General features: G+C 43.8%; 7 protein-coding genes. All 7 read right to left on the minus strand.

The features are described 5' to 3' along the window. Positions 1-229 precede the first annotated feature (229 nt). Positions 230-1,042, minus strand: a complete 813-nt coding sequence (locus tag AB5642_RS06400; protein WP_226841004.1) for a polysaccharide deacetylase family protein — start codon at positions 1,040-1,042, stop codon at positions 230-232. A 275-nt stretch (positions 1,043-1,317) separates the two neighbouring features. Further along, positions 1,318-1,935: an AAA family ATPase gene (locus AB5642_RS06405; RefSeq protein ID WP_148461142.1), complete on the minus strand. Its 618-nt coding sequence runs from the start codon at positions 1,933-1,935 to the stop codon at positions 1,318-1,320. 218 nt (positions 1,936-2,153) lie between these two features. Then, positions 2,154-2,864 (minus strand): ABC transporter ATP-binding protein, encoded by a 711-nt coding sequence (locus AB5642_RS06410; RefSeq protein ID WP_118578210.1) that lies wholly within the window; start codon positions 2,862-2,864, stop codon positions 2,154-2,156. Positions 2,865-2,877: 13 nt separating this feature from the next. Further along, positions 2,878-3,636, minus strand: a complete 759-nt coding sequence (locus AB5642_RS06415) for an ABC transporter ATP-binding protein (protein WP_148461141.1) — start codon at positions 3,634-3,636, stop codon at positions 2,878-2,880. 2 nt (positions 3,637-3,638) lie between these two features. Continuing rightward, on the minus strand, positions 3,639-4,712 hold the full coding sequence (locus AB5642_RS06420; RefSeq protein WP_173719402.1) for a branched-chain amino acid ABC transporter permease: 1,074 nt from the start codon (positions 4,710-4,712) through the stop codon (positions 3,639-3,641). Between the two features lie 10 nt (positions 4,713-4,722). After that, positions 4,723-5,607 carry a branched-chain amino acid ABC transporter permease gene (locus AB5642_RS06425; protein WP_118578208.1) on the minus strand — a complete coding sequence of 295 codons (885 nt, stop codon included), beginning with the start codon at positions 5,605-5,607 and terminating at the stop codon, positions 4,723-4,725. Positions 5,608-5,998: 391 nt separating this feature from the next. Then, a complete protein-coding gene (locus AB5642_RS06430; RefSeq protein ID WP_118578207.1) occupies positions 5,999-7,159 on the minus strand; it encodes an ABC transporter substrate-binding protein in 1,161 nt (386 codons plus the stop codon). Positions 7,160-7,706: the final 547 nt, after the last annotated feature.

Here is a 7,706-nt window from a genome sequence, read left to right on the forward strand (position 1 = left end):
TTTCTCATTTAGGCAAGTTTATAAAGCTATTTTTTAACTGTTCGCGGAACATTACATTACTGTTCACTGGTAACGTTCCGCGAGGCGTTTTTTGTGAACAAAGTTCACAGAAAATCCGAGAATTGCGGCGCGAAATCATGCGAATGCATGATTTCTGTGCATCGCGAAGCGCGTTATTGTGAACGGAGTGAACAGTAACACATTACCAATGAACATCTTTAACGATCTTTTACGGCAATATCAGCTCCTCTACAGTCACGAATTCATATTCTTCTGCCATCAGAAGATCCACAATCTGAAGCGCTGCATCTACTGAGCTTTGGTAAGCATCATGCATCAGGATCACTGCCCCGTCTGACACTTCCGACCGCACAATTTTCATAATCGAATCTACATTTTTACTCTTCCAGTCCAAAGTATCCACATCCCAGAGTACAGGAAACATCTCCACATAAAAATCCAGATTTTTTCGCCACTCCCCATATGGCGGTCTTAACCATGCCGGGTACACACCTGTGATTTCAAAGATTTTCTGGTTGGTTGTCTCAATTTCTTCTTTTGCTGCCTCCTTTGAAATCTTATCCAGCTGTACATGATTATATGTATGATTCCCGATCAGATGACCTTCCTCCTGTATTTGCTTCACCAAGGCCTCTTTTCCCTCAATATTCTTCCCCATGAGAAAAAAAGTAGCATGGACCCCTCTCTCCTTCAGCCCTTTCAGAAGCAGCGGCGTATATTTACTGTTAGGACCGTCATCAAAAGTCAGAGCTGCTTTTTTCTTTTCCGTCACATTCTTTTCCAAAGTATCTTCCAGCTTCTTTTCTGACCTTCTATTCCTAGCCCCTATCACTTTGTCACTGACAGTTTTTTCCTCTCTTTTTCCGTACCCCTTCTGCGCACCTTCCTGTTCCCGCCCGGCACAGGCATATTCCTGCACTTCTTTTGCATTCTCCCGGATTCTCACAGTTTCCAGCCTTGCCAGCAGCACCGCCAACGCGATAAATTCTACCCACATCACCAGATGTCTTTTTTCCTTCATATCCCGCCGCCTGACATCTGTCTTTCCTGATAATATATGTTTATGAAATGTAAAAAAGAATCCTGCTTGCAGGATTCTCCGCCTGCGGCGGGTCGCCTCGAGCGACAACTACCTTTCCGCCGCAGTGCGATCCTGCCCGGTAGGGCTTTTAATGTAACAGGAAATCCAAACGGAATTTCCTGTTACATTAAAAAGCACTGGCAATCTCTTTCAAAATCACCAGTGCTCTTCCTTTTGTTTTCACATCATATGCTGCTATGTGACACAGCCTGTTATTATTTCAGCAGCTTCAGCTGATTTTCAATTTCTTCGATGCATTTCTCATATCCAAGCTTGCTGCTATCCAGACACAGGTCATACTGAGTGGCATCCTTCCATTCCTCACCTGTGAATCTGCGGTAATACTCATCCTTACGTTTGTCATCCTTCTGAAGGAATTTTTCGATCTCTTTCTGGCTCATGCTCAGCTTCTCAGCAGCCTTTTCCATTCGGAAATTCCAATCAGCGTGAATAAATACACGAAGCACATTTGGATAATCCTTCAAAATATAGTTGGAGCATCTTCCGATGATCACGCAGGACTCCTTCCCTGCCAGTTCACGGATGATCTTTGCCTGATAATTAAACAGGTTCTCATCAGAGGTGAAGTCCTTACTCTGAGGCGAGATCAGCTCACCGCTGTAAATTCCATTCTTCCCGAAAAGCGGTTTTTTTGCGCTGGAATACTCATCTACTCTTCCAAAAAGAGTTTCGTGAATTCCGCTGTCCTCAGATGCCATGCGGATAATATCCTTGTCGTAATATCCAATCCCTAATTTCTTCGCAAGCATTTCACCAACGGTACGTCCACCGCTTCCGTACTGTCTTGCAATTGTAATTACGAAATTGTCCATTTCTCTCCTCCTTATTACACTGGCCAGCTTCCTGAAGCGTTGTTTTTTCCATTCTTTCCGACAACAATAAAAATCACCTGACCAGATTATTTTCCCAAAGACCTTACTGTTCACGACCTGTCCAGTAACCGCTTCGTGATGCACCAGATTCCCGAAAGTTCTGTGAACTTTGTTCACAAAACGGACATGTCGCCTATCAGCTGTCAGATCTACAAATTTTATTCACCCAGGTAAGCCTTCTGTACCGCTTCATCGTTCAGCAGGTCGCTTGCATTTCCACTCATTGTGATCTTACCAGTCTCAAGAACGTATGCACGATCTGCGATAGAGAGGGCTTTCTTCGCATTCTGCTCTACAAGAAGTACCGTGGTACCACTTTCACTTACCACACGGATAATATCGAAGATCTCATTTACAAAGATTGGGGAAAGTCCCATGGATGGCTCATCCATTACGATCAGTCTGGGTTTACTCATAAGGGCACGCCCCATGGCAAGCATCTGCTGCTCACCACCAGAAAGTGTGCCGGCACGCTGTCCTTTACGCTCTTCCAGTCGCGGAAACCTTTTATAGACTCCTGCAAGGCTTTCCTGGATCTCAGCTTTATCTTTTCTCGTATAAGCACCCATGATCAGGTTCTCATATACACTTAAATCTGAAAAAACACGACGTCCCTCCGGAACATGTGCAATTCCCATTTCAACAATCTTATGGGCCGGAACCCTGGTAATATCTTTTCCTTCAAAAACAACGGAACCTTCTTTTGCTGAAAGAAGACCTGTAAGTGTCTGCAGTGTAGTGGTTTTTCCTGCACCATTGGCACCGATCAAAGCAATGACCTCGCCCTGGTTTACCTCAAAGGAGATTCCTTTTAATGCCTGGATTACACCATAATATACGTGTAAATCTTTTACTTCCAACATTGCCATTTCTTTTTCCTCCTTATTCGCCCAGATATGCAGTAACAACAGCAGGATCTTTCAGAACCTTTGCTGTCTCACCCTGACAAAGAACCTGTCCGAAGTTTAATACAGTCAGTTCCTCACAGATACCGCCAACCAGCTTCATATCGTGCTCAATCAGAAGGATCGTCATATTAAAATGATCTCTTACAAACCGAATGGTATCCATCAGCTCCTGAGTCTCATTGGGGTTCATACCGGCAGCCGGCTCATCCAGAAGGAGAAGCTTGGGATCTGTGGCAAGCGCTCTGGCAATTTCCAGCTTACGCTGTTTACCATAAGGAAGGTTTCCCGCAAGAAGACCAGCCTCCTGATCCAGATTAAACACCTTCAAGATCTCCATAGCGCGCTCGTTCATCTCTTTTTCTACTTTAAAATATTTGGGAAGTCTTAAGATTCCGGTTAAAGTAGAATATTTATAATGATTATGCAGACCAGCCTTTACATTGTCCAGTACGGTCATATCTTTAAAAAGTCGAATATTCTGGAATGTTCGTGCAATTCCAGCTTTATTAATATCGATAATACTTTTTCCGGTGATATCCTGCCCATCCAGCTTGATAATTCCCTCTGTTGGCTTATAAACACCTGTAAGAAGATTGAATACGGTTGTTTTTCCGGCACCGTTTGGTCCGATCAGGCCGTAAAGCTCGCCTTTTTCGATTTTCAGCTGAAAATTATCTACAGCATGAAGGCCGCCAAACTGTATGGAAAGATTATTTACCTCTAACATTGCCATAATTAAGCTGCCTCCTTTTCTTTCACGTGACCTTTGATTTTTTCAATAATACGGCTTCTGAAATCTCTAGCTGCAGGAGCCCAGTTGAAAAGCATCATTGTGATCATTACGATTGCATAAATCAGCATACGGTAGGTGGAGAATCCACGAAGCAGCTCGGGAAGTGCATAAAGCACAATCGTTGCCAGAATACTTCCGCGAAGATTTCCCATACCACCAAGAATTACATATACCAGAATGGTGATGGACATGTTGTAGTCAAAAATAGAAACCTTCAGCATGGAAAGGTTGTGGGCATAAAGTACACCTGCTACACCGGCAATTGCAGCGGAAATAGTAAATGCAAGCAGCTTATTCTTTGTTACGTTGATACCGATGGACTCAGCTGCAATACGGTTATCACGGGTAGATGTAATGGCACGTCCGCTTCCGGAGTTTACCAGATTCTGGATAATAAACAGAACGACCAGAACCAGAATCACACCGATCAGGAAGAAATAATCCTTAATATCTTTATATAAGGTTGCAGTACCGGAAACACCGAGAGCACCCTTGATGATCTGTTTTCCGCCTGGATCCAGCTTCAGGTTGGCTGCGCTTGTTGCAACGTGAAGCCCTTTATCATCCACACCAACATACAGAATATTGATCAGGTTCTTAATAATCTCACCAAATGCCAGGGTTACGATTGCCAGATAGTCTCCCCGAAGTCTCAGTACCGGGATACCGATCAGTACACCGAAGACAGCAGCCACAGCAGCACCTACCAGCAATGCAAGAATCAATCTTGGAACAGACGGAAGCACATCACTGGTAACATGGGAAAACAGAGCACTGGAATAGGCTCCAACGCACATAAATCCTGCGTGTCCAAGACTCAGCTCTCCGGAATAACCGACTACCAGATTCAGGGAAAGAGATGCGATAATGTACACACAGATGGGTACCAGAAGGCCGGTAAGCAGTCTGGACAGGTTTCCTGTAGAGGAAAGGATCTGTACCACAACGAAGATTGCGATTACCATGCCATATGTAATAAAATTGTTTTTTGTTGTTTTGTTCATATTTTTTTTCATATCGGCCACCTCATACTTTCTCCTGGATGTTCTTGCCGAACAGACCAGATGGTTTTACAAGCAGCACGATGATCAAAACTGCAAATACAATTGCATCTGCAACCTGAGAGGAAATATAGGCCTTACTGAAAATCTCAATAACACCAAGGAGAATTCCTCCAACCATTGCTCCTGGGATAGAACCTATTCCACCGAATACTGCCGCTACGAAAGCCTTGATACCAGGCATTGCGCCTGTATAAGGAGTCAGTGTAGGATATGCGGAGCAAAGAAGAAGTCCTGCAATTGCAGCAAGTCCGGAACCGATTGCAAAGGTAAGGGAAATGGTTGCATTTACGTTGACACCCATCAGCTGTGCGGCGTCACGGTCCTCGGAAACAGCCTGCATGGCACGCCCCGGTTTTGTTTTCTTTACAAAAAGCTGAAGACCAACCATAATCACAATACAGGCAAGGATTGTTACGATCGTAACACCTTTAATCGTAAGCTGTCCGCCAAACAGCTCCAGAGACGGAACATTGATAACCGGAACAAAGCTCTTTGCATCTGCGCCAAAAATTAAAAGCGCCAGGTTCTGAAGCAGATAGCTGACACCGATTGCAGTGATCAGAACTGCCAGATTCGATGAAGCCTTACGAAGAGGTCTGTATGCAACTGCCTCAATGACAACACCGGCAACAGTACAGATCACAACAGAAAGAATGATTGCCAGGATTGGTGACATACTGGCTTTGGTAACTGCGGTAAGAATTACAAATGCTCCAACCATGATAACATCACCATGTGCAAAGTTCAGCATTTTTGCAATACCATATACCATTGTATAGCCGAGAGCGATGATCGCATAAATACTGCCCAGGCTGATACCATCTTTTAAATAGGATATAAAACTCATAATGCACCTCTTAACTGGATTTATTACTGTAGATAGTAACTGATTTTTCTTTTTCACGAGCGTGTTTGAAAATTCATTCCCGGCTTTTCCCACTGTAAAGCTTCCTGTCACTTTCTGACACGAAAAAGCGGAAGTAAATTTTCAGACACGCTCCAGTTATTTACTATGAATGTCCCGGACGGCAGCTGACTTTCCTATATCATGATGTCGCCGACAGGCCACCTGTCCGTTTGTTGTCTCAGACTGAAACAACAATCATTTTTGTAATTGCAAAGAAGGAGACGGACCCACAGGTAACCGTCTCCCCCTTGCTAACGGCCATCCCCTGCGCAATCAGGGAAATGGTTAAAGCCTCTGCCGTATGACCGGCACAATGGCTCTATTCTTATAATTACTCCATAGAAGCGTAAACGCCATCTTTGATCACATAAGCCTTAGGTGCTTTATCGCACTCACCGTCTTCTGTCCATTTAGCTTCTCCTGTAAGACCATCAAGAGTAATATTCAGCATGGAAGCAGACATTGCTGCACTGATGTCTTCATTTGACATATCTGGTGTGATGCCAGCATCATTTGCTGCTGCCTGCATAGCGTAAAGTACATCATATGTATCTGCAGCAAACTGATTTGGTGTCTCACCATTGTTTGCATCGCCATATGCTTTAACAAATTTTACAGTTGCCTCATCATCGCCTGTAGCAGAGAATGGTGTCAGAAGCATAACGCCTTCTGCAAGAGATTTATCAAAGTTCTCAACATTCAGGATTCCATCCATACCATCAACACCAAAAATCTTCATGTCAAGACCAAGGTCATGAGCCTGCTGAAGAATCAGAGCGTTGTCAGAATAGTAGTTCGGAAGGAACAGGAGCTCAGCGCCACTGTCTTTGATCTTTCCAAGCTGTACGGAAAAGTCTGTGTTGTTATCTGTTGTGTATGCTTCATCAGCTACAACCTCAAGGCCGTAATCAGCGCAGGCTGCAACGAATGCATCATGTACACCTGAGTTGTAATCAGCCATGGAATCGTAGAGGGTAGCTACCTTCGTAGCAAGACCTTTCTCAGAAATATACTCAGCAGATTTCGTTCCCTGCATTGGGTCTGTAAAGCACATACGGAACTCATTGTCACCAGCGGTAATGCTGTCTACTGCTGTAGCAGACGGTGTGAAGAGGAATGTACTATCAGCTGCCTCTGCACCTACTGCGATACAAGCACCGGAGGTAACAGTACCGCAAAGCATCTGCATTCCTTTGTCAAGAAGGTCATTGTAAGCGTTAACTGCTTTCTCCGGATCTCCCTGATCGTCACCAGCGTCAAGGATTTCTACCTGATATCCATTGAATCCGCCGTTTGCATTGATCTCATCTGCTGCGATCTTAGCTGCATTATATACACCATTACCATACTGTGCATAATCTCCTGTCATAGGTCCGATGACACCAATCTTGAAGGTTTCCTCGCTCTCTGCAAATACAGATACAGGTGTTACTGTGGATACTGCCATTGCTGCGGCTGCAGTAATGCTGAGTACTTTTTTCAGATTTCTCATAATAAATCTCCTCCTTAATTTATGTAAGAGCGTCTGTCATCTCGCCTCTCATGGTGCCCAAGGCATATCCGAAAAACATGGCATGCAGATTGCAGGAATGATTTTTGGAACAGGTTCTGCAACACTGAGATAGTATAAAAGCCCACTGGTGGTTTCCCAGCCGGCTTTGGCTTCCATAACTTCTTCTCTTTACTACTTTAATGTTATGATTATAGCATTCTGTTTTTTTGATTGCAATAGAAAATTTTATAGTTTTTTTAGAATTGCAAAAGAAATTTCCGTTACAATGACCAATTTTTTCTGTTTATGTTGTTTCTGTGACGTACAAACGTACGTTGCAGGGCATACTTTCATGCTGATTTCATATTTTGTATTATACTCATATTGGAATGTGTTTAAAATCAATTCGGTCAAAATTAACTGCAAGGTGAGGCGTTCAGATTGCAAGAATGATTTTTTGCAGGCTCTGGGTAGAGTAGGCGGATGAAATTTTCATCCGCCCCTCATCAAACCGTGCATGAGGTTCTCCCTCACACGGCTTTCCGAC

It is taken from the genome of Ruminococcus sp. 1001136sp1_2201st1_G3_2201SCRN_220225 (assembly GCF_040924365.1).
Classification (GTDB): domain Bacteria; phylum Bacillota; class Clostridia; order Lachnospirales; family Lachnospiraceae; genus Blautia_A; species Blautia_A faecis.